Annotated in this window: 16 protein-coding genes; 4 read left to right on the top strand and 12 right to left on the bottom strand. The window is 42.4% G+C overall.

Annotated elements, in window-relative coordinates:
* Positions 1-231: 231 nt before the first annotated feature.
* The 9 genes from BJP37_RS10225 to BJP37_RS10180 form a co-directional block, all read right to left on the bottom strand.
* Positions 232-2,238 carry a carbamoyltransferase family protein gene (locus tag BJP37_RS10225; protein ID WP_081431128.1) on the bottom strand — a complete coding sequence of 669 codons (2,007 nt, stop codon included), beginning with the start codon at positions 2,236-2,238 and terminating at the stop codon, positions 232-234.
* A gap of 61 nt (positions 2,239-2,299) precedes the next feature.
* Entirely contained in the window at positions 2,300-3,172 is an 873-nt protein-coding gene (locus tag BJP37_RS10220) for an FkbM family methyltransferase (protein WP_075898541.1), read from the bottom strand.
* Positions 3,173-3,242: 70 nt separating this feature from the next.
* Entirely contained in the window at positions 3,243-4,487 is a 1,245-nt protein-coding gene (locus BJP37_RS10215; RefSeq protein WP_075898539.1) for a glycosyltransferase, read from the bottom strand.
* Between the two features lie 72 nt (positions 4,488-4,559).
* Positions 4,560-5,894 carry a radical SAM protein gene (locus tag BJP37_RS10210; protein ID WP_075898536.1) on the bottom strand — a complete coding sequence of 445 codons (1,335 nt, stop codon included), beginning with the start codon at positions 5,892-5,894 and terminating at the stop codon, positions 4,560-4,562.
* A gap of 111 nt (positions 5,895-6,005) precedes the next feature.
* Entirely contained in the window at positions 6,006-6,281 is a 276-nt protein-coding gene (locus tag BJP37_RS10205) for an acyl carrier protein (RefSeq protein ID WP_075898533.1), read from the bottom strand.
* Between the two features lie 224 nt (positions 6,282-6,505).
* Positions 6,506-7,057 carry a hypothetical protein gene (locus BJP37_RS10200; protein ID WP_143727551.1) on the bottom strand — a complete coding sequence of 184 codons (552 nt, stop codon included), beginning with the start codon at positions 7,055-7,057 and terminating at the stop codon, positions 6,506-6,508.
* A gap of 392 nt (positions 7,058-7,449) precedes the next feature.
* Positions 7,450-8,994, bottom strand: a complete 1,545-nt coding sequence (locus BJP37_RS10190; RefSeq protein WP_075898525.1) for a class I adenylate-forming enzyme family protein — start codon at positions 8,992-8,994, stop codon at positions 7,450-7,452.
* Between the two features lie 411 nt (positions 8,995-9,405).
* The gene (locus tag BJP37_RS10185) at positions 9,406-10,023 is read right to left on the bottom strand and encodes a Uma2 family endonuclease (RefSeq protein ID WP_075898523.1); all 618 of its coding nucleotides are present in this window, start codon (positions 10,021-10,023) and stop codon (positions 9,406-9,408) included.
* A gap of 185 nt (positions 10,024-10,208) precedes the next feature.
* A complete protein-coding gene (locus BJP37_RS10180; RefSeq protein WP_075898521.1) occupies positions 10,209-11,318 on the bottom strand; it encodes a glycosyltransferase family 1 protein in 1,110 nt (369 codons plus the stop codon).
* Between the two features lie 298 nt (positions 11,319-11,616).
* Between BJP37_RS10180 and BJP37_RS10175 the strand changes: the two genes are divergently transcribed.
* From BJP37_RS10175 to BJP37_RS10155, 4 genes are all read left to right on the top strand, one after another.
* Positions 11,617-13,155, top strand: coding sequence for a hypothetical protein (locus BJP37_RS10175; protein WP_198953999.1), 1,539 nt, complete (start codon positions 11,617-11,619; stop codon positions 13,153-13,155).
* Positions 13,148-14,479: a DUF1822 family protein gene (locus tag BJP37_RS10170; protein WP_075898516.1), complete on the top strand. Its 1,332-nt coding sequence runs from the start codon at positions 13,148-13,150 to the stop codon at positions 14,477-14,479. The genes BJP37_RS10175 and BJP37_RS10170 overlap by 8 nt, the downstream gene beginning before the upstream one ends.
* Positions 14,480-14,551: 72 nt before the next feature.
* Positions 14,552-17,026: a CHASE2 domain-containing protein gene (locus BJP37_RS10165; RefSeq protein ID WP_075905951.1), complete on the top strand. Its 2,475-nt coding sequence runs from the start codon at positions 14,552-14,554 to the stop codon at positions 17,024-17,026.
* 622 nt (positions 17,027-17,648) lie between these two features.
* On the top strand, positions 17,649-18,221 hold the full coding sequence (locus BJP37_RS10155; protein WP_075898510.1) for a helix-turn-helix transcriptional regulator: 573 nt from the start codon (positions 17,649-17,651) through the stop codon (positions 18,219-18,221).
* On the opposite strand, the gene BJP37_RS38870 is transcribed toward BJP37_RS10155, so the two are convergent.
* From BJP37_RS38870 to BJP37_RS10145, 3 genes are all read right to left on the bottom strand, one after another.
* A complete protein-coding gene (locus tag BJP37_RS38870; RefSeq protein ID WP_158069508.1) occupies positions 18,207-18,347 on the bottom strand; it encodes a hypothetical protein in 141 nt (46 codons plus the stop codon). The two genes, BJP37_RS10155 and BJP37_RS38870, sit on opposite strands and share 15 nt — an antisense overlap.
* Before the next feature lie 136 nt (positions 18,348-18,483).
* Positions 18,484-19,428, bottom strand: a complete 945-nt coding sequence (gene hpsE / locus BJP37_RS10150; protein WP_075898508.1) for a hormogonium polysaccharide biosynthesis glycosyltransferase HpsE — start codon at positions 19,426-19,428, stop codon at positions 18,484-18,486.
* Positions 19,429-19,677: 249 nt separating this feature from the next.
* On the bottom strand, positions 19,678-22,989 hold the full coding sequence (locus BJP37_RS10145; RefSeq protein ID WP_075898506.1) for a choice-of-anchor I family protein: 3,312 nt from the start codon (positions 22,987-22,989) through the stop codon (positions 19,678-19,680).
* Positions 22,990-23,449 lie beyond the last annotated feature (460 nt).

Below are 23,449 nucleotides of genomic sequence, written 5' to 3'. Positions count from 1 at the left end.
CCCATCTCCCCATCTCCCCATCTCCCCATCTCCCCATCTCCCCATCTCCCCATCTCCCCATCTCCCCATCTCCCCACACTTCCCACCCTCCCCACCCTTCCCACACTCTCCATTAATTATGGGTATTCAACCAGACTTGATATTACCTTCCCTTTAAATCGCAGGAGCGGCGGCTTCGCTGCCAACCAGGTTTTGCTGGGGGCGTAAGGATTTTAATTATCTTTATAAGAATTACCGTGAGTGGTTGTCGAATTGTTTTCTCCATTGGATTTTTTCCTCCTGTGATTTATTAAATGGATTTCGGAAAATAGAATCATTAATGACGAGAAAGTCTAGATCAGTGTGAATGAAGCATTTCCATGCCTCCTGGGCTGTTCTAACGATGGGCTGCCCACTGACGTTAAAACTTGTGTTAATAATCAGCGGAATTCCAGTTATTTTGAAAAAGGCACTAATTAGTTTATGGAAGTCGGGGTGGACTTTGGCATCAACAGTTTGCAAGCGTGCTGAGTAATCCACATGGACAATGCTAGGAACAACAGACTTGACATAGTTTAAGCGATCGCGCATGGAAGCAAAGGTTTCAGGCTGGGGATACCGATGCTCTGGTTTGAGGTAGGCTGTGTATTGCATGTAATCGGAAGGCTGGTAGACATCAAACCACTTAGAAGCCTCTTCGGCAAGAACCGCTGGAGCAAAGGGGCGGAATGACTCCCGAAATTTGATTTTTAAGTTGAGAACCGACTGCATATCAGGTTGGCGTGGGTCAGCTAAAATCGAGCGAGCGCCGAGAGCACGAGCCCCGAGTTCCATACGACCTCGTACCCAGCCAAGAATTTTGCCCTCTGAAAGCAACCGAGCGGCAAATTCGTGGAGAGAACCTTCAAACTCCAAGCGGTAAGATTGTGCTTCGTCTGGTATACTTCCTGGCTCTGACCCTAGATAAAACCCATGGGTTTCAATTTGAACCTTTTGACCTTTGCCCAACCGCTGTCTTTCATACAACAGAGCAGCCCCCAGTCCATTTGCCATATCCCCACCTACGGGAGAGTTGAAGACATTCTGGAAAAGGGATGAATCTCGAAGTTTCCCAGCCACAACACAATTTTGGGCGCACCCGCCACAGAACAAGAGGTTTTCTTCATCGACACTCTCGCGGGCAAACTTAGCCATTTTGATCACTTCTTCCTCAAACACTACCTGTAAAGAAGCAGCAATATCTACCTGTTCTGAGGAAAGAGGCTCTCCAGCTACTCGTGGGGGAATTCCAGTAGCATTGGCTACAAGCTTCTGTGCTGTCTTCAGGCTTTCATGACTTGTGAGCTTGTCTGTAAACCGAATCCCGCCATGGGCACCCTCAGTCAGTAGCGATCGCAAATGGTCAACATACAAGGGTTTTCCATAGGGAGCCAGACCCATTACCTTATATTCAGAGCCCAAATCGAAGCCGAGGTATGTCGTCAATAGGGTGTAGAGCATGCCCAAGCCATTTTCATAGGGTTGTTCATAATACACCTCAAGGGTGTTGTGGCTAATCCGCCCTAGGGAAGCACTGACATCCTCTCCACTTCCATCTACGCAAAGGAAAGTCGCACTCTCGAAAGGGGAAGTGTAGAAAGCAGCTGCAGTATGGCAGAGGTGATGCCAGGCGTAGAAGAATTTAGCGTTGGGCAGCATCCGTTGGGCAGCTACTGTATACTGGCTTTGCCATGATTTCGGCATTAAATACCCAACCAGCCGACTCAACCAACTGCTTGGTCGTTGGATTTGCTGAGCTAAAAACCTCTGAACGGGTTTTTCTGCAAAAACACAAACATCAACATCCCATGGCTTCAATTCTGCGATTTCCAGACAGTCCTTAATGGCTGAAAAAGGAAAACAGCCGTCGTGCTTGTATCCAGTAAACCTTTCCTCTTGGCTAGCAGCGATGAGTTTACCATCAACAATCAGTGCCACGTTACCGTCATGACCCATCCCACCACCAATGCCCAGTACCACATTTTTAACTTCTCCCTTTCGAGTATTGATATAGGGGGAAAACAAAGGATTGGCTTGTCGCCGCATTCTGAACTCAGTTCTGATATTACTCCAACGTACAATCTGGGGATAGTCTGACTGGTTCCGGCTTTTTGGCGGTTTTTTAGACATAGGAGCGATCGCATCTTCTTGGAGCACTCCTGCTTGAGTCCTAATCGTAGCTTTTTGATTCTCTGACTCTAACTTTTTTGACGGTTTCATAATCTGTTTTTACATCTATTTTTATCTCTATTTTTATCGAATTAAATTCCTTAACTAATCTTCATTTAGATGCTCGGATTACACCCACTCCTCCTGAAGTTTGTGAATCTGGTTCAACCATAATAGTAGAAAAGCCGTGACTGGTGAGAACTTTTACTAAAAGATCAGAGCAACCAGGGCGGATGTACTCATGATATATTAAGGCAACCTTATTAATTTTCTGCCAAACTGCTTCTGAAGCGCCAGTCACTATCTCAACTTCAGCTCCTTGAACATGAATTTTTAAAAAATCAACTCGCTCAGTATTGGCTAACTGCAAGGCTTGTTCAAGAGATATGCATTGAACACGTTCTGTCGAATCATTTGTTTTGATAACTTTCATGAACTCTGGAGAGCTCAAAAAATTATTGGTATTATTGGTGGTAATTTTTTTTTCCTTAAATAAGGAACGAGCTTCCGTTGCTTGTGATGACCTAAGAGTCATAGTAGTTGTTTTATCCAAAATAGCATAGGGATAAATCCTAATTGCATCCTGTAACCCATTTTGTATGACATTTTTCTTGAGATAGTTAACTGTTGCTTTTGCTGGTTCAAAACAATTAATTTTAGTGCTTTTATCCTGCATATTACAGTAGAAATAAAATAATCCAATGTGTGCACCTATATCAAGGATTACATGATTATTACCTGGCTTATAAAAAGTATTTTTTGTATAGATTTGATCGCAAAAAATACTTTCAAATATTCCAAGATGTAATTGGTTTATTACTCTAATAATATCGGCTAACTCGTTGCAATTAAATTCTTCATGGTCATGAAAAATAGTGAAACCATTTTTTAACAACAATGGAGGTAAAGCTATGCCATCCTTTATGGCTTTAACAATTTCACGACTATTTAAAAAAAAATCAAGCATCCATAATTTATTATACATAATTATCCTTTAGTTGTTCAAGACAATAACTGATCATACTGTTCAAAGTTTGATTGACATCTACACACTTCTACAATGCCTCGATCGCTTTCACCGCTTCCTCCACGCCTCCACTTTGTTCCACTTTTGACTGCAAAAGAGCTGCTGCTTCTGTGTACTTAGCCTCTGTGGCAACCTGCTCTGTTACTTCAGTAAATGTTTGCCCATCCCACTTCCTCGGACAAGGAATTTCTGCTGCACCAAGAGATTGCAGTGCCAGGGCGATTTCCCATTGCTCCCCTTGCTGTGGCAAACAGATTAGGGGCTTACCGACAGAGAGTGAATCCATTACACTTTTTCCTCCACCCACAGTAACAATCACATCAGATAGTTTTAATACCCTATCCACATCGAAGAAAAAGGAATTCCAAATGATATGAGGAAGGTCGAGCAGTGAACGAAGATTTAAGTCGGTTTTTCCCCCTAGACTAACAATCACAGTACCGGGAAAGGGTATTAGTGCTTTGAGACATTTTTCAAGCAATAGTTTGGTAACATAGGTTGTACCAAGAGATACAAATACCCTGGGTTTTGGCATTGAGGAGATACGTGCTATTAAATCTATCTCTTTGGCTGGAGCTGCGTCAAGCTTTCTGGATAAGAGTGAACCAAGGTATTTAATGTGGGGTGGCTCCTGATAATGTTTATTGCTTAAAGCTGAAATTAGGGAAAGTAAAACCAGTCGATCGGAGTGAAGTGTGCTAGTATTATATACATGGGAAAGTCCATAGGGTTGCCTAATTGTATGATTATAGATCCTATCTACTTTATCATTGAACTTATTATGAAGTTCCCACCATATTTTCAACAGTCTCTTGGGTGTATCTCTGCTCCCTCTTGAGCCAAATGGTGGATCGATGCTTTCTAGTCTCAATGGCGAAGTAAAGCTCCCAAAGGATACGACCGGTTTGTTGATAATTTCTGCTGCGGTGATGCCTGTATAATCTCTCAAATAAGACAAAATTAAATCTGGCTTCCAGTGCTTAAAGGCTTTAAGTAAATCGGGCAGGACAAGTTCTGCATATTTGAAGAAATAGCTTTTAAAGAGATCGTAAGTAGATTTGGCTGTGGCTGGAGTTGTTAAAATCGATGCCGTTTCCAGACCCTTGTTCAACACTTGATAAGGGAGGTGTTTCTTTTGTAAGAGATTGATCGCACTCGAGCAATGAAATCCTAGAAAATAACAAACCTCATGTTTCTCATTTAAACGTTGAGCCACATCAATAAATTCAGCAACATAGGTCAATTGGGATAGGGAGCAGATGGCAATTCTCATTTTACTTGTCAATTACATAATCGATGGATTTTTCATAAGTCCTATTTCTGTTGCTTGCCAATTTACTTAAAACTAAATAACGATTACGTTTCGACGAACTAGTTCGTCTATTGCTGGCAGAACCTTCATTTTTCCTTCCTTGATGTCTAATCCGCACTTCTGGCATACCTGCTGAAGAATCTCATCACAAGTTGTTTCGCCATCGCAAAATGGTAAAATTGCCTCAAAAATTGATTCTTCATAGGGAATGTAGCCAATGACTTGAGGATTTATATGCTTAGAACCATTGGTAGGCTTTTTGGTAGAAGTTAAAGAACTCCCTGTCAATGGTTTTGGTTTTTTCTGGAGCAGATTCGACAACCGTGTTGAAATTGACTCGGCAATAAAACAGTGGCGACAAGCTGCTGGAACAATACCACTGCGAACTTGTTGTCTGATCTGATTGCGAGCGTTAATGATTTCTTCAATACTATTGAAATCAATTTTTCCAAGAGCAAATTGCTCGGTATCCTTGATCTTGCTGCATCCTGTAGCAATTCCGTAACGATTCACATAGAGGGAACTATCTAATGAAGGACAGCTTCGGAAAACTCTGAGCAAAAATTTATTTTTATCTGTGTGGTCACGTTTCGGGTATGGAGAAAGCTCACCAAGTTCGTCGTAGAAGTGTTTGATCTTACTTCTATGATGCTGCGGAGATTGGATAATTTTCACATACTGAGACCAGACTAAAGTTGTCTCTATTTTAGAAAGAAACTGATTAGACATCGTCTGATCATAGATTTGAGTATAGCTATCCATAGAACTTAGTAGGTGAAACTGGATTCCCCCATCCATTTCTAGCTGATCGTACAATCGGGCGATGGCTGGCAACTGCTTCTGAGTTTGTTGAAGTACTGTGACAGCAAATCCTACCGTTGGATTTTCCCTGCCAAGCTCATTGCGTGATTTTAGCAGAGCCTGAATTCCTTCAATAATGTTTTCTAATCTTCCACCGCGAATTTCTCTAAACTCTTGGGGATCTGGTGACTCGATCGAGACTCGAATGGCTTCAATGCCACAGTCCAGAATTTTCTGAATGCGTTGAGGAGAAAACATACTCCCATTGGTAATTATCGATACCTTGATTCCCCGATTCTGAGCCAGCTTAGCCATCTCAAAGAATTGGGGATGAAGGAGTGGTTCTCCTTCCCCTTGAAGTTCAATATGCTCTAGGTCAGGAAATTGGTCAAGGGTTTGGACAAAGGTTTCAAAAGAAAGATTGCTTTGAGTCATATGGCGACCACAGCAAAACTTACAGGTAAAGTTGCAATGAGTCGTTGGCTCTATTTGTAGAAATCGAACTGAATTTTCCAGATCTTGAAGATTGTGAGCTTCAAAGTCATGATTGACTAAAGTTTCAGACATTAAGTTACCTCACTGATCAGTAATTTATTTGTTATTATTTTTTTTGGTAATAAACTACTTATGCCATTTTAAATAGCCAGTGTAATCTGGCTATTTAACTGGCTACCCTGGCTACACTACTAACGTATTGTCCGGCTTAATCTTGCTAACCACTAAATTAGCTAAACTATTAAGACTTACGAAAGTCTCAGCCCTGAGATCAGAGTCAGCAAACTCAAACTTGAAGTGTTCTTCAATTAATGTAATTAGTTCCACAATGGCGAGGGAATCAATTCCTAATCCATCTTCAAATAGGGGTGCATTATCATCAATTTTTTCTAGTTTAAGGTTGACATCTAGTTCTTGGACAATAAGTTCTTTGAGTTGATTGGCTACAGTTTCAGACATAGTTTAATCTTGCTACAAATAAAATTATAATTTACTGACACTACAATTATGAACTTAATAGTATTAGAGACATACTATTATAAAAAAATAACAACACTATAACATTTATCACATAGGTAAGGTACATTTTGTATTTTCGCAAACAGGAAATAGGGAACAGTTAACAGTTACAAAATAGGTGTTTCTGATTCAGATGATAACCGCTATAACAAAGTATCGGCGGTTTATTTAATAATTTGTATGGCTTCTTCCTTTGTTGATACTAGCTCATAGCTGTAATTTGTTGTATTAACTATGCTGTAGTTAATTTTACGTTTTTCCCATAAATCGAAATACTTTGAATACACTTTAGGTAAATCGAGGCTGCCAAGAGTCGCCAACAGTTTATGCTTGAAATTATTGTCGAATTTCTGGCCAGTTAAAGGCTCTATATTATCCCGCAGTAACACTCGCTTTTTAATTTCAGAATAAGGAGCAACTAGAAAATAAGTATTTAGCTGTTCATGCCTCCGCAATAAATGGATTAATGAAAAATCAAATTTACTGCCATTATTGATATCCCTTTTAAGGTAAAAAAAATGCTCTATTAACAGACTATAGTGAACAATATATTTTTTATTTTTTCCGTCGATACTAATTTTATCTACATCTAAATACTCATCTTTAATTTGTATGAGTCTTGAATCTTTCCCGATTTTTCTGGTAATCATTGATTTAATATAAGTAGACTTTCCTACACCGGTAACTCCCATGACAACTTGGACTGAATTGGGCATATTATTTATAGAAATTATTATTTGGATGAAGTACAAATTATTGGGTTTTAGGGAGCAGGAATCCCCCCTAACCCCCCTTAATAAGGGGGGCAGGGAGCAGGGAGCAGGTAATAGGAACCCACCCCTAACCCCTCCCAGGAGGGGAAGGGAAGTGGGAAGAGGGAAAAAATCCTGTGTACCTCATAGCTATGAGAAACGCTATATTTTGTTTAACCTGATGTTTAAACTCGGTTGATTTCACTCTTAATCAATCCTTGCCCGTCAGCTATCAGCGTGTCGCGTATCAGCTATCAGCGTGTCGCGTATCAGCTATCAGCTTTTGAATAAAACAGGTAACCATTCGAATAATGCTGAGTTACGTCAAGCTGAACGCGCACGCGTGAGCTTTTAGCTCACGGCTGACCGCTGACGGCTGTTCGCGCAGCGTGCGCGTAGCGCATATGCTTACCCTTGCCCTGGTCATGCATACCAATAAGTTTGAGTCGATCAACCTTACCATTGGGCAGCTTCGGAAAAGAATTTACCAGAAAAATCCGATCCGGAATCCCATGCCTTGGCAAAATATCGAAACAAGCAGCTCGGATATCTGCTTCAGGAATATTGCTGTCTTTAGCAAGAACACAATAAGCCACAATTCCTTTACCTCGTTGACTTTCTCCTTGAGAGACCACCACCACAGAATCTATTCCTTCAATGGTTTCAATCCCTCTCTCCACATCCGCCAACAACACCAGAAGACCATTTCGGTTGACGCTATAGTCACATCTGCCAATGACTTCTAGGTGACCATCGGACCAAATTCGACCCAAGTCCTTGGTGCCAAACCAATCAGTCTGAGTCTGAATACCCTGGCTAATGGGTTTCCCGTCTTGATCAACATATCCTTCAAAACCATAGTCATGGTGACACCAGAGTTCGCTAACACCATCGGTGTTATCCTTTGCTAAAGTAATTTTTACTCCTGACATCGGTTTTCCTACGGTTTTAAGCCGCACCTCCTGAGGCTGATCCGGACTAGACGCTGCCATCGCACCCATTTCTGTACTACCGTACAAGCTCACCAACGAACCAAAACGGGATTCAAATCTGACAAATGTGTCTTCCCGGATGCGATCGCCTGCCACTACGGTAAGGTTGTATTTCCTAGAAGTCTTACGTCCCTTGAGCAATGTTTCACAAAACATCGGTGTCATGAAGGCAACATTGGGATTAAAGTCTCGTTCCCGCTGCACATACTTGAGCAAGTTGGAATTCTTCTGTAAGTCGATAGATGCTCCCGCCATCACACCTGGCAGAAACGCCGCCCCCAAACCATACATATGATAAATTGGTACCGGAATCGCTATGCGGTCATCCTGTTTAAGACCCAGTCGTTGCAAGCAGTTGAGTGCGTTCCTGAGTAGCTTATCATGGGAATGGACTGCTATTTTGGGTTTTCCTGTACTTCCCGATGTCCTTATATATAGTTTTCGACTAGGATTATTTTCCTGAATGGGATTTATCCCAATGCGATCGCATTCGGCAGTGGCCGAAGGACCATCGCCAATCCAATCTTCGTTTTCAACAATATCCACAAACTGCTCAGGATATCTAAAATTAGGGGCTTTTGGCTTGTCGGTAAAGCTTCCAGTCCTAATCCTGTATCGGCAGAATCGTGGCAGAGATTGCTTAGAGCCAAGCACTTGGGGTGGGTTGACTTCCTGGGGTAACAGTAGAAAACGGTAACCTCCCTCCAGTAGATATAACAGGACTAGGGCACTGGATACAGTATTATCACATTCGAGGGCAAAGCAATCGGTAATGCTAATTCCCCGTTGGTCAAAATACTGCTGGAGAGCTTCAAAGACCTCTGGAAGTTCTTGGTAGGTACAAGTTAATTGCCCATCTGTCAGAACATTTTTCTGCGCCTTGGTAGAGCTTGGGAGTGACTCAAGCATAATCGCGCTTTTCTTTGGCTGCAATACATATCAGGATTACTTTAGCAAAAAAACTGGTAATTTTTTATAAATAAACTGAAAAAATTAGTTCTTTTTGATAAAGATTAAGTAAATTATATCCATCCTTGAGATAAAAATTATATCCATTACTGAGGGAAAAATTATGTAAGCATATGCGCTACGCGCAGGCTACGCCAACAGCTATCAGCGTGTCGCGTATCAGCTAATGCGCTACTTGAGGTGCTTTTGAATCAAACAAGTAAGCATTGGTTTAATCTCTGTTACATCAGCTGACGGTTCCATAGCGTGAGCTTTTAGCTGACGGCTGACGGCACCTCAAGTAGCGTGAGCTTTTAGCTGACGGCTGACGGCTGTTGGCGTAGCCTGCGCGTAGCGCATATGCTTACAAAATTATAATGTTCCGGCCTTGACCAGCTGGTCAACAGTCAGTTTTAATTCTGGGAAAGTTGGTGATTCAATAGAATCACATCCCGTAAAGGTTTTGCCTTCTTTATATTCATCCTCAGCTAACTCGTATATCCAAACTGTAGGAATTTTAGGAGACCCAATGTATCGGGTTCCTCCCAGGGCTTTATAGTCAACAATCCAGTATTCTGGAATCCCAAATTTTTCGTATTCAGCTAGTTTGGTTAGATAGTCATCTTGCCAGTTGGTACTAACGACTTCCACGATTAACTTAGCTGATTTACCGATTGAGATACTTGATTTTTGTTTCCAGTATGGATCTTCCGCAACAGTTTGTTTATCCAAAACAATGATATCTGGTAAATAGCCTTCTCCCTGTTGATAGGGTTTGACAAGACAAGTTCGAGGAATAAAGTAGGGTAGTGAAAGTCTCTCTATTTCGACATCAATTTTTCTGGCAATCAGAGCTGCTACTTGTTCGTGTAAACCGGTGGGACGCATAGCTACAATTCTACCCTGGCGAAGTTCATAGTTTCCTCCATCCTCTGGATACTGTTCTAAGAATTCGTCAAAGGTTAATAGTTTGGATACTGCTTGAAGCATAGTTGGGACTGGTTAATAAGTACTATTGGGTTAGTATCTAGTTTAAGTATAGCGTTTTACAATGATAGGTGAAACTATTTGTTGTTAAAAAAGCGATGCATCCCTACTCCCTGCTCCCTAATCGCTACTCCCTACTCCCTAAAAACCACCGGTGTAAGTACCTCAACAAATTGATAAATTCTATATCATAATGATACCAAATCCATTGAAAAAAATCCATTTTCCATCGACTTTGATCTGGAATAGTTGCTAGCTAATAAAACTTTTGTTAGTTTATCTTTAACTCGATTTCCATGAAAGCCAATATAACCCTGTCCCAAGGTAATCTGTTGAGACAAATGAGATTGATTGCACCAATTATCATAGGCAGGTAATGCAATAGTTTCTAAGAAATAACGCCACTTCTTCGTAGTACTTGAAGGGGTGATCGCTTTGGCACGAATTCGACCATTTTTAACCATAGCGCTACGTAAATATGGCTCTTCTTTCAACCGCTTAAGGGCTGAAATTAACCCGCTAGGGGTAGCCACTTCCAGATAGTCTAGTGGGCTATAGCGTTCTGCTTGATAAGCAACTTCAGATCCGAGAATAGCAGGAACCCCTGCTAGCCAAGCATTGTAGAGTTTGGTAGCTGGTTTGCTCAGGTAATTGCGGTGGAGGCAGGCTGTGTGACCCTCAAAGCTACGCACAGCGACAATAGCATCAATCTGACTGTAGTCATGCCAGCGATTGTCTAGGTTGCTATAGTCATGCCAATGATTGCGATTGATTACTGGTTGCCAAGATAACCCCAGTGCCTGGAGTTGTTGTTGCCAGGAGGGATGCTTTAATTCTAGCGCTAGGTTAGCTTCATGACCAAAGAAGGCGATGCTTTCAAAGCGATCGCATCGTGCTGGATGGCGCTGAATTAACCCTGGCTGAGTCCAGTGGGGTAAATAGTAACTATTGCGCAGATGCATTGTTTCCAGAGGATTTTGTACCACATGGAGTTGAGCATAGGGATAGGGTCTTTGTTCAGCTTTAATACAAATCAGCAATAACTTTGGTCCTGGCTTGAGCTGGTCTTTGTGAGCTCGTAAGCAATTGCGGTGGATCAGGACAATCCCTTCTCTGGGCAATTCTGCTACTAGTTCGCAAGGGAAACCATCGGCTTTCAGGCGCAGATAGGTTTGTAAAGTCCAGGCATAGATACCAATACCAAAGCCTTTCCAGTTCTCATCGGCACTTCTGGGCATGGTGTCTGGCCAGAAACCCTGAGGAATGTAGAAGTAAATTGGGGGTAATTTATCGGTCATTGAATCCTGGATAAAGAAGTAATATCAAATCAATCTCCAATTTGGTTAACTAATTAATATATCCCTTATAAGGGAATTGGTAATTGGGTAAAAGGTAATGGGTAATTAGTAGTTGATGATTAGGCATTACGGATTACCCTGACCCAAAAATCCAGGGACTATTTGATAAGTGATTAATGGAACTTGATCTCAACTTGGCATTTATCTTGTGATAAAAAAAGCTGAATTATACCATATCATCTTTTGGAAAAAATTACCCGTTTGGGTACTGCGAACCTAAGAATCTGTATGAGACAATATGGCACAGCTAAGCAAAAGTGTAAGGATGGTGCCTCTATCGAGATATTGGGAAATTTTAAGACTTGATCCTGCTAGTGTTGGGTGTGGTTACAAAAAACTGTTACTACCGCTGGCATGGGAGTTTTTTCAACAGAAGTGTCTAGAATTAGATGCTCCAGAAACGCGAACGGAACATCGAACCGCTTCGCGAACGCATTTGTCGGTGGAGCAGCATCGGGACATTCAAACCTCCCTATACGCCTGGTTTCACCCTGAGGCGTCTGGGTCACCCATAAGTCGTGCTAGAGCAGGACTTTGTCTTCGTTGCTATGTCTCTTACCCAATCCTGAAAGCTTGCAAGAAACTCGCTAGTTTATATAGCGCTAGCCATCACTTCACCTATCGGGATTTGCTGCCATTTGTGCTTGATGATGATGGAAAAGTACTCATCATCTTAGATCAGGATGGTACAACTCAACTTATCCTAAATGGGGATAGGGAAACCAAAAAAACCGATTACCAATTTTTTACGGTTGAAGTATTACGAAAATATAACCTAAATTCCCCATCCAAGTCTAGGTTAGATGATTGGGTCTACTATCAAACCAAACAACATCCCAAACTTAAAGAGTTTTTATCGGAGCGGGGACTTTGTTTTCTCAGTGACTGGGCGCTGCTCAATCGAGCTAGACCGACACAATTGGAACAACTCTTGCCACGCGATCGCAAAATCCTAGAAGCCTTTCATGCAGTCTACCGTAGGGACAGACGCCAACAGCCAACAAAAAAAGCTAGACGTTGTCCAGATCCCACCCAGTCTCAACTTGAAGAAATGAGACACCTCTTGCAGGAAAAATCGGTAATTGTCAACTCTCTAGCACAGCTGAGGGATGAACTCAAACATCTGGCCAGAGTGCTAAGGCGATATGACATATGGATTCGCAGCGGATTTCCGCCATCGGAATCCCTAGAGGTGTCGGATTCGGATACTGGACGCGACCGAGAGTTACCAGACCAAAATTTCACCAACACTTTAGATGCGATCGCACGACAAGAATTACAGCAATTCTGTGGTCAGCAACTCATAGCCTGTTTGGATTTGGGGATAGAGCAAGGGCTAACTGACCGCATTACCAAGCTACAGCACAGTCGAAGTTACGCCCGTTTTGCGTCCAAGGTTATATCAGGTCTTGAACTGATCTACTGTCATGGTAAATCTCAAGCCGAGATTGCCTCTATTTTAGGAATGACCAATCAGTCCCAAGTGAGCAGGGTGCTAAATCCAAAGGATCTGCTCAATCGGGTGCGGTTTTGGACAATAGACAAACTTTTCCACATTATCTCCCATGCAGCACATCAGTTTAATCTGGCAAATATGTCTAGGGATCCAGACTATTTTAGAAACCTGATGGAACACCTAGAAGCTTTCGTGGATGCTGAAGTCTTCCAAGAAGCAGCTGCAGAAATCATGACAGGGAAAAACCGTTCTACTAATAGCCTATATACCCAGCGACTATGCCGCTACCTTGAGACACTGAAGCAGGAAAATCATGACTAGTTATTCTGTTAATTCCACCGACCTCAGGCTTGTGCAACCAGAATGTATTTGGTTAGAATCCGAACAGTTTGAGCAAGCAGTACAAATGAGTAACCAAGTCATCTCAGAAGCACGCCAATGGCAAACCTATCTGAATGGACTAGCATTACTTAGTTTTACACAATGGTTAGAGGAAAAGTTAGCTAATATCTTGATTTCTGATAATTGTTGTTCTTTACGACAACCTAAATACGCTAATGTGATTGAAGCGGTATGTAATCTTATAGTAGGCGAATTTAAGCTTTGTTTAATTACCAATGAAAGTTTACTTGATGAAGTAGTAACTGTACCGATAGCAGCCATTGATTTACCAGATTTTGCTGCTCATTTCTATGTTGTTATCGAAGTGCAAGAAGAGATCGAAACTGCTATTATTCGAGGCTTTATCCGTTACGACGAACTGGTTAATTATCGACAATTTTTTAAGTTACATCCTGAAGTTGATTGGAACTATAGTTTACCTCTGTCATTGTTTAATCCTGAGCCAAATCACCTACTATTTTATTTACGTTACTTGGATTCCGCTGCCATTAAGCTACCAGTAACTTCCCCTACTTCAATTCCTATATCTGTTAATCAACTTGACTTGGAAACATTAGAAACATTATTAGATCGCCTACAATATCCTGAGCAAACTCTTTGGCAAACCTTAACCTGGGAGCAAGGGCTGACTATACTCCAAAGTCCTGAGTTACTGGATTTATTATATCAATGGCAACTAACTCCACAGAGAACAACCTCCCTTTCTATTCGGATTACAGAAGTATTCACCATCCTAACTCAAAAGGCTATCAATACACAGCAATGGTTGGAGGGAAAATTAGACGAATTTGCCCAAGGTTTAGGATTTTTAATGCCTGAAACCATGACTGCGAATTCATCGGTATTTCGGTCAATTGATAAATTCGATAATGTGATTAACGAGCTTAGATATCAAGGAATGGAGATTCCTCCCGAACCAGGTCGCTCCTATCAGGACATTGACTTAGGTGAAATTGCTTTAAGACTATGTGCCGTAACCTGGCCGATTGACTCTCCACTTCCTCCCCCAAAATGGTCATTGCTACTAATTTTAGGAACCCAGTTTGGGACTGCTTTACCTGATGGATTTAAGCTACAAGTTAGCAATATAAGGTCTATTATACATGAGCCTGTATCAGGGCTTGATGATCCATTTTTGTTTGCCCGTGTGGAAGGAGGCTCAGATGAAAAATTTGTTGTGACCATTATCCCACCGGATAGCTCACCACAGACCTTATATCCTTATGCATTCGAGCCTAGTTAAACAGCATTTAAGTTATTGATTAAAAAGGAAACAGGGAAATTTAATGAAAATATCGGAGTATTCTTTTGGGTAATGACTACTGTATTTGAAATTAAAATTTGGTATAAAAAAGATGATAAGTCTTGTTTCTTTTTGCTGCTATGGGATGACAGAAGAAGGCAGCTATCTGCCAGCATGAACTATTCCAAGGAAATACAAAGATATTATCAACGGTGGCGACAGCGCTACACTAGGTTTTACGAATTACCGTCAGTGAAACCTATAGGAGATAGTGGCAGAATTAATCCTGGTTCAGGGGACCCCTGTTATGATTTGATGGAGGCAGAAAGAGAGTTTGTCAATGCTTTCCAGCGTTGGTTAGGAGAAGGGGAGGTTCGTAAGATTCAACAGCGGATTCGAGACGAATTGACTCGTGTGGCTCAACTGATATCGAAAGATGGCAAGGGGATTGGTACTCACCCCAGTGTTGATATTTTCCTAGCTTGTGACTCTATAGAAATCGAACGGTTACCATGGGAAACTTGGGAGCTTGCTGCTGAAGGCACACCCGTTGGCAAGGTTCGCATTTTCAGAAGCGCTATGGATAACCCCTATGGCATTGCTGGTACTAACCCCCTGACAGCTTGCGGTGCGACCCCGCGCTTTTTCAAAGCGCTAGGGAACGCACACCGTAGAAAAACCCGTATTCTAGCTATCTTTGGAGATGATCCCAGACTACCGTTGCAGGAAGATTGGAAAGCTGTGCGATCGCTTAAATCTATTGCTGAGGTCGAGCGAGTAACCTGGCAACCTCATGAAAACCATGTCGATATCAAAACCAAAATTGCTAATGCCATCTGTGATCAACAAGGCTGGGATGTGCTGTTCTTTGCTGGACATAGCGATGAAACCACAACCACAGGAGGAAGACTTGCGATCGCTCCGAATATATCCCTGTCAATTAGTGAACTGGAAGAACAATTAACTCAAGCTAGGGAACATAGATTGCAGCTGGCCATTTTCAACTCCTGCAGTGGTCTGAGCATCGCTAACTCTCTGATTAAACTTGGGTTACAGGTAATAGTGATGCGGGAACCAATTCGCAATGATGTGGCTCAGAGTTTTCTCCAGCAGTTCTGTAAGCCCCTAGCTGACCATAGAGATGTTTACGATGCACTACTCGAAGCCTGTCAACATCTTCAATCCGTAGAGAAATTTGCCTATCCCTCTGCCTATCTGCTGCCCTCTTTATTTAATCCTCCCGGTTTAATTCCCTATCGCATTGAGCGCTTTGATTGGAAGAAAATGCTGCTCCAGTGGTTACCAACAAGACCAGAAGCGATCGCATTGGGAACAGTTTTACTGCTGAGCGTCATCCCAGCTATTCAAGTCGAATTATTGTTCGACATCCGAGCGTTTGTTCAAGCTGTCTATCGTAATTTTACGAATCAAGTACCAGAGAATACCTTAGCGCCTGTTTTGTTAGTTGCTATCGATCAAGAATCCCTAGATCAAGCTGATGAAGCAATAGAAAGCACACAAGGTAAGTTGATTGATTCCGAATACTTAGCCAAGTTGGTAAGACACCTATACGCCTTGAATGCTCAAGTAATCGGCATTTACTACAATCGGCATATCTACCAACCTAGATACGAAAAGCTAGATCAAGCGATTCGCTCTGCGGTGGAAAAGCATAACACTTGGTTTGTGCTAGCAGCAGATGAACAAGATAAAGTCGCTAGTCGCAAATGGAGTTTAGAAGGGTACATAGACTTTGATCCTTGGACTATTGAACAGCCTCTAAATCCCACCTGTATCGAGTCATGTCCGTTTGCTTATCAGCTAGCAGTAGCTTATCTGCTCAATCACCAGTCATCTGCAGATAGTTTACCCCAGCCAACATTAAACAGTACAGTAGATTTTCAGTCCCAAGTCAGTGATTATCTAAAGCAAAGAAAGACTGACAATAAAGGGCAGATTGCTTTCAATCAATCTGCTCCCCCCTTTGGACTAGCTTCTATTATAGACTTTTCTATTCCTCCTAGACAAGTCTACAAATCTATCACAGCTAAGGAACTTCTCAATTTTCCTGTGCCTAATCCAGAACTCCAACAGCATGTAATGCAGCAAGTTGTTATCATCACCAATGGTGAATACAATGACACCGAAGATGACTTTTACTTTCCGTCAGTTGTTGAATATTGGTGCCATTACTATCAACCTGTAAAACAGGATCTACAGAAGTGCCTCGAAGTATTAACTAGAGGAGAAGTATTTGCTTATATGGTTCACCATATAATCCGGCAGCATCGGGTAGTTTTGATTCCTGATCAGTGGCTAATTTTCCTAGCCGCATTCCTAGGAAAATCGACTACTATTATTTTGCACAAACAACCGGTTAAACAGCGACATCAACAGGTATTACTATTAGGTAGTATAACAGGACTATACGGATTAGTTGTCTTGCAGGTTTATATCTCTGCATTACTATTGATTCCTTGGTTTTTACCGTCAATACTAGTTTGGGTTTACTATAGTTTCGCTCTCCAAAAACATTATTTAAGGTAGGAGGTGGTTTTGAATAATATCGATGACAAGACTAAGATAATCTCACGAATTACCAATACTAATAGCAAATTACCAATGAATCATACAGAAAAACGTCCAGGAGACAGACAAAAGAGACCATGGTGGAAGAAGCCCTTAGATAATTCGAATGTTCAACACATCTTTAAATGGACAGGTAATGAATTTTATCAATACGATAGATTGACCGTAAAGTTACTCATGATTGTTATTATCCTTCTGAGTCTTTTTATACTCCCTTTTCTAACTCAATTTGTAGATTTTCAATGAATGATACTAGTGTTGAGCTATCAGCATTGAGCTATCAGCATTGAGCTATCAGCTTATGGGCTATGGGCAAGCTACACCGAACAGCTTTTGAATAAAATAAGCTGACCGCTGACCCCTGACTACTGACCGCTGAACGCGCACCCGTGAGCTTTTAGCTCACCGCTAACCTTTGAATGGTTACAACTAAACACTGACTCACTCTTGTGAACAAATGATACCAGAACTCGATAGCTAACTGCATAAGCTCAAAGCCTCTGCACCTATGGATTGTAGTAGGTACCTGTAGTAGGTACCTGCTGCCAGCCGATTCGTAACGTTCACATAGGTCTCGAGGATGAATACTCAGGCAAGACAGTTTAACGGTGTTCTCTTACAAGGGGTAGTAGAAGGATTAATGGATGGTGTCTTGATTTTGAACGCTCAGGGAGAGTTAGTTCATAGCAATTGCTATGGTCGCCTTCTTTGTGCTCAACTAGCAGTGGATAAGTCAAAATCTAACCTTGTTCCCAAAGAAATCAGGCGTGTTTGCCAAGCTGTGCTCGAGAGCTGTGAGTTATATCCAAATCAGTCAATAATTATCGAGTCTGAAATTATTACTGATCCCTCAACATCTTTTCGGATTCGAGCCGTTAAGCTCACCTTAGACTCCTTTGAAAATCCCTGCATTTTAGTAACACTAGAAAATCACGATCAATATGCTGAGAGTTTTGCGATCGCAGAGGTTAATAAATATGACCTGACTCCTCGTGAGGCAGACGTTTGGTTACTGCGTCGTGCTGATTACAGCTATCAGGAGATTGCTGATGAATTGCGCATTACTCTTAATACGGTTAAGAAGCACTTGAAAAATATTTATGCTAAAATAAAGTTTTACCAATTGAAACAGGAATTTTTAGAGGCAAACTAAATTAGTTAGATAGCAAAGGGAATAGGGAGTAGGGAGTAGGGAGTAGGGAGTAGGGAGTAGGGAGTAGGGAGTAGGGAGTAGGGAGTAGGGAGTAGGGAGTAAAAAAATGTTTGTAATTATACCCAATTATCGAAAACTACTTCTTCGCTCTCGCCACAGTACCCACACTAACCCCTCTCCCCACACTCTGTTTCCTGTTCCCTTTTCCCTTTTCCCTTTTCCCTTTTCATAGATGCCAGCATTTTGCCTTATTATTCATTAATTACTGATTCCCAAAAATCCAATGATAAAATGGACTAAACAAGCTATTCACAAAAAGTTCCAGTTCGCAAGCTGCTACTAAATCTGTCTTGAGGTGTTGGCGATATCTAATCAGATGAAGCATAGTCTTGCGCAAATCATTGATTAGGTAAACTAGAATCATGAAAGGCTTTTGCCAATGTTGAAAGCGCAACATGCGAGTGGGATACCGACTTAACCCCACGCCTCGGAATAATTTCAATAAATAGTCTTTTTCCAAACGCCATTTTGGGATTTGATGTTCAATACACATTTGAGGGTTATGCCAAATTTCCCAACCCGCTTTTTGAATATAGGACAAGGTTTCTATATCTTCTCCTTTAGCAGATAGGGATGTCGCACACACTCCCTTGAGCCAAGGCTGTTCAGGAACATTATTTAACCAGGCTTGCTTACGAATCACTAACCCGGCACCGACAGGAAATACCCCTTGACGAGGCTGATAACAAAATGGCTCTTGACCTCGTTCTATGATAGCGAGAAAACAAGCAATTCGCTGAAAATTTTCCGGTGGTGTAACTTCATAGTTTCCATAAATTTTACTACCATAAGCCCCAGCTTGGGGATGGGAATGACCAAAATTATAGGCAGCACTAACCCAATCAGGAGTAGGGAGATTATCATCATCTAAAAACCCGACATAGTCACCTTTAGACTCCTGGATAGCACGGCGTCGAGCAAATGCTATCCCCTGTTTTGGTTCAAAGTAATATCGAATAGGATAAGCTCCTGGATAGGATTGATATTCCTCAACAATTTTGCTGGTCTTATCAGTACTATTATTATCAATAATCAGAATTTCCAAAGCAAAATGGTCGGTTTTAATTTGATACAGTAATCGCTTTAAAACCTTAGGTAGACGAGTTTCGCCGTTATAGGTACAGATAGCAACTGTGAAATCAATCATGGGTAGTCAACCATTAGAGTCCCTTTTGAATTAAGAATGTAGAATTAAGAATTAAGAATTTTGAATTCTACATTCTGCATTCTGACAGACAACCTACCCTACACCAAACGCCAAGGGCGAACAACCGTCAACCGTTAACCTTCAACCTTCAACCGTCAACCGTTAACCTTCAACCTTCAACCTTCAACCGTTAACCGTTAACCTTGGCCAAAAGGCCACGCTACGCGAACAACTTTAAACTGCTCTACCTTAAGCAACCAATACAAAAGTCGTAGCAGCATTATCGATCAGGGTTTCAGCCTGGACATGATTCAGGATTGCCAAGGTTTCATCACCGAAGCTAATCACAGCATTGTTGCCTTCCTGAGTAACAGATAACTGACCAAAGGTTAACCCGTCTACTAAACCGATGAAGTCTTCACTGACTTGGAAATCCCCAATTTTATCAGTTCCTTCACCAGCGGCTAAGATGAAGGTATCACTACCATCACCACCAGAGCCATTATCACCAAATAGGGTATCATTGCCAAGACCGCCCCGCAGTAGGTCATCCCCAGCATCACCCCAGATTTGGTCATCACCGTTCTGACCAAACAGGGAATCATTCCCGGCTTTTCCACCAATGCGATCGCTTCCAGCACCCCCGTAAATTACATCATCCCCTCCAAGGGTATTGTTAGAGGAACGGCTGTTGAAGTCACCTCGTAATATATCATCTCCATTACCCCCAAAGATAGTATCGTTACCATTACCACCAGCAACTAGATCATTTCCAGCTCCAGCAATAATTGTTTCATCAGCTTCGGTGCCAACTAGTTCATCATCTAATGGGGTTCCCGGACCGGGGTTGACTGAAAAGACAGTAATGGTTTGACTGACTTCTTGAGCCACTATCAACAGGGGTTCACCATTGGGGCTGTCTTCTACAGGAATAAACGTTAGTCCCTCAGGAGCCCGGTCAGCTGGATTATCTGGATTGCCACCATTATTGGGCAGATATTGGACAAATTCAGGAGCCGTGGGATTGGTGACATCGTAGACAATCACGCCACCTATTCGTTCGAGGCCGATAAAAGTGTAAGTGCGATCATTAATGACCCCGGTGACAATTCCTTCCGGTTCTGGTCCTTGATTGTCACTGCGGTCGTCAAAAGTATCAGGAGTGCCGCTAGAATTAAATAGTTCAGGAACTTGCTGAGCTGTAATTCGTTCAAAGTCATCACCACTATCAAACACTAGGTTGCCAAACTGATCCCAAATTGATAAGGAGCGCCCACCGTAGGAGAATAGCTGGTCGTAATCACCATCATTATCCAAATCCCCATCAATGGTAGATACTCTCAAACGACCTAGTTGAGACTCTTGTTGTAGGGTTTCAGCATCTGGAAAAGCCTCTGGGTCGAGGGTCAAGTCTGCAATCCGTTCCTCTTCATCCCTGATATCCCCTTCATTGGCAGTGACGTAGTAGGTTTGACCGTTTGCCTCAAAGGATGCGATCGCATCTGGTTGGTATAGACCGAAAACCGGCCAATTTTGGATGTTGATGGCATCATCTTTATTACTGGCATCCAGGGCATTGTTCTGACCCAGGTCGATCAGACCTAAGACCACAGGAGTTGGATTGGGGTTCAGAGGAACCGAGCCATCCACCGGAATCTGCTGATCGAGTACTCCAAAGTCATTGTCATTGAGTACAGCCAGTTTGCCATCATCCAGTAGCGCTAGACCTTCTGGTTTATCACCAGCGAGATACCCAATGGAAGGCAGGTTTGTTACTTTAATCTTATTGACCGCCTGAATTCCAAGAGCATCTAGGTCATCTGCACTCAGTTGCTCCAGAGTAGAGCCAGTAGGTAGTGTAGGCGCATCGGGAGCAAGCAAATTAGTGGCTTTTGTAAGGTCTATTTGGAAGATAAACTTCTTCGCTGTATCACCAACTCCGGAATCTCGCTCAATGACAAATAATTTTCCATCCTCAGCGTATACCGCATCACCAATCTTATCTACTCGTCCTCCACTACGTAAAGCAGGGTCTTCGAGCAAGTAAACATATTCGGCAACAGCATTACCTGTGGTAGTATCAATTCCGAGAATGCGAATCACATCCGAGCTATTAGAGGTAGCAGGGTCTGGATTCTGTAAAGGAGTTTGAATAAAGGCGTAGAGGATATTCTGATCTGGATCCAGAGCTACGGCCTCAAAGCCACGGTTACGGCGGCGATTGGCGTACTCCTCAGGTAAGGACTCAGTGCCAAAGGTTCCCGCTGCTGCACCAGCCAAGGCAGCTGTTCCTTGGGCAACAAAGCGGTCAATCAAGACACCATTGGTATCAAAGTGGTAGATAGCTGGACGGTACTCATCCACCATCCAGAAGGTGCCATCAGCAGCGATTACTACCCCTTCCAGGTCAGCACCAAACTCATCTAAGGGCAGCAAATTGCCAGATAAGTCTACTGGTTCTTCATCCACCCCGGCAATATTGGGTAGTCCTGTGATTGGTGTGGTGCTATCTTGACGGGTCAAGAAAATGGTTTCGGTAATGCCGATCTCCCCAGAGCTGGGATTTAACTCAAAGCGGATCACGCGAGCTTGGTAATCTGGTAAGGCAAAGGGTCGTTCTTTACTCCCATCCCCATCCACATCAGTAGGTTCGCCATGAGGTCCCCGGTCTGGAACCGTGACAAACTTCAAGTTGCCAGTTGCTGGATCTGTCCCTTCGTAGAATAAGCCAGACAGTCCGCCCAGTTTAATCTCCTGACCCCCTTCGGTAGTACCAAGTACAGGCAAGTCATTAAACTCAAATAGCTCTAGGGTCGGCTGACCTTGGCTGTGGTCTTTCACACCCAGAGGCAGGATATCCACCACTGTAGCGGACTCCAGGTCTACCACCCCAAAGGCATTGTTTTCCTGGAGGTTGACAAAGGCTGTAGTACCATCGCTTGAGACAGCAATGAACTCTGGTTCCACATCCTCAGCAACAGTCTTGTCTGGGAAAATACGTACACCCTTTGCCCGGAATTCCGCTTCACGACCATTGAAGGCGCTGAAGTCTGCTGTGGCGACATTGTCTTGGGTTAGAGTTGCTATCCCACTCGACACATCAATAATACTGATCGATCCTTCAGGATCAATGCCATCATCCGCTACGCCTTCATTAGCAACCAGTATTTTGGTGCCATCAGGGGTAAAGGTGAGCATATCGGGTAGGGGTCCCGCTTGCACTACCTTCAGGGCATTGGGGTCAGCCGGATTGTTCCGAAACGCAGCAATATCTATAATTGCTACCTTCCCCGGATCAGTAGAGGTGCTAGCTTCTAACGCTAGCGCCAGTAAACCATTACTATAGGCTATGCTATTTGCTCCGTCAATGTCAGGTATTAAAGAAGCAATATCAATTGGTGGTATTGCCTGAGTTGGATTGCTCGGATCACTGAGGTCTATCACTTGCACCTCAGTGTCACCAGATACTACAAATAACTCTTGAGATATGGGGTCGTAGGCGGTAATTTCAGCCCCAATCTCACTAGAAAAGCTGCCAATTTTCTCTAATATATCTGCCACAAATTTCTCCTAGGTAGTAGATGGCGAGTACCTATATCAGTTATTAGCTATCAACTTATTTAAAGTTTTATAGCAATAATTATGTACTTACAACCCTTAGCAAAATGCCTATTTTTTGGTTAATGCTAAAGAATTAAGCTGATTTATTCTCCCTTAATTATTAGGAATTTTAATAAAATTAATAGGTAGTTTATTAGCGTTAATTATAACGTTTTGTTTAGTAACTTTACTTAAGTTTAACTGTTTACAATCAACAGTTAAACGTCAGCCTATTACGTTTATTTTCTACCTACTTAGTGAGGGGTTGTGTCTTTACTATACAGCTAGTGTTAACAATTAACCTGTCTTGATGCAGTCGCTCATGGGGGGAACCCCCAAGACCGCGCTGCATCGCTTAACCTTGAGCTAACAGGGGGACAAGGAGGCATGAGAGTCTTATGTAGTGAGCGATACAGCAGAA

Source organism: Moorena bouillonii PNG, assembly GCF_001942495.1.
GTDB lineage: Bacteria > Cyanobacteriota > Cyanobacteriia > Cyanobacteriales > Coleofasciculaceae > Moorena > Moorena bouillonii.
This window is presented reverse-complemented; position numbering and strand designations above follow the sequence as displayed.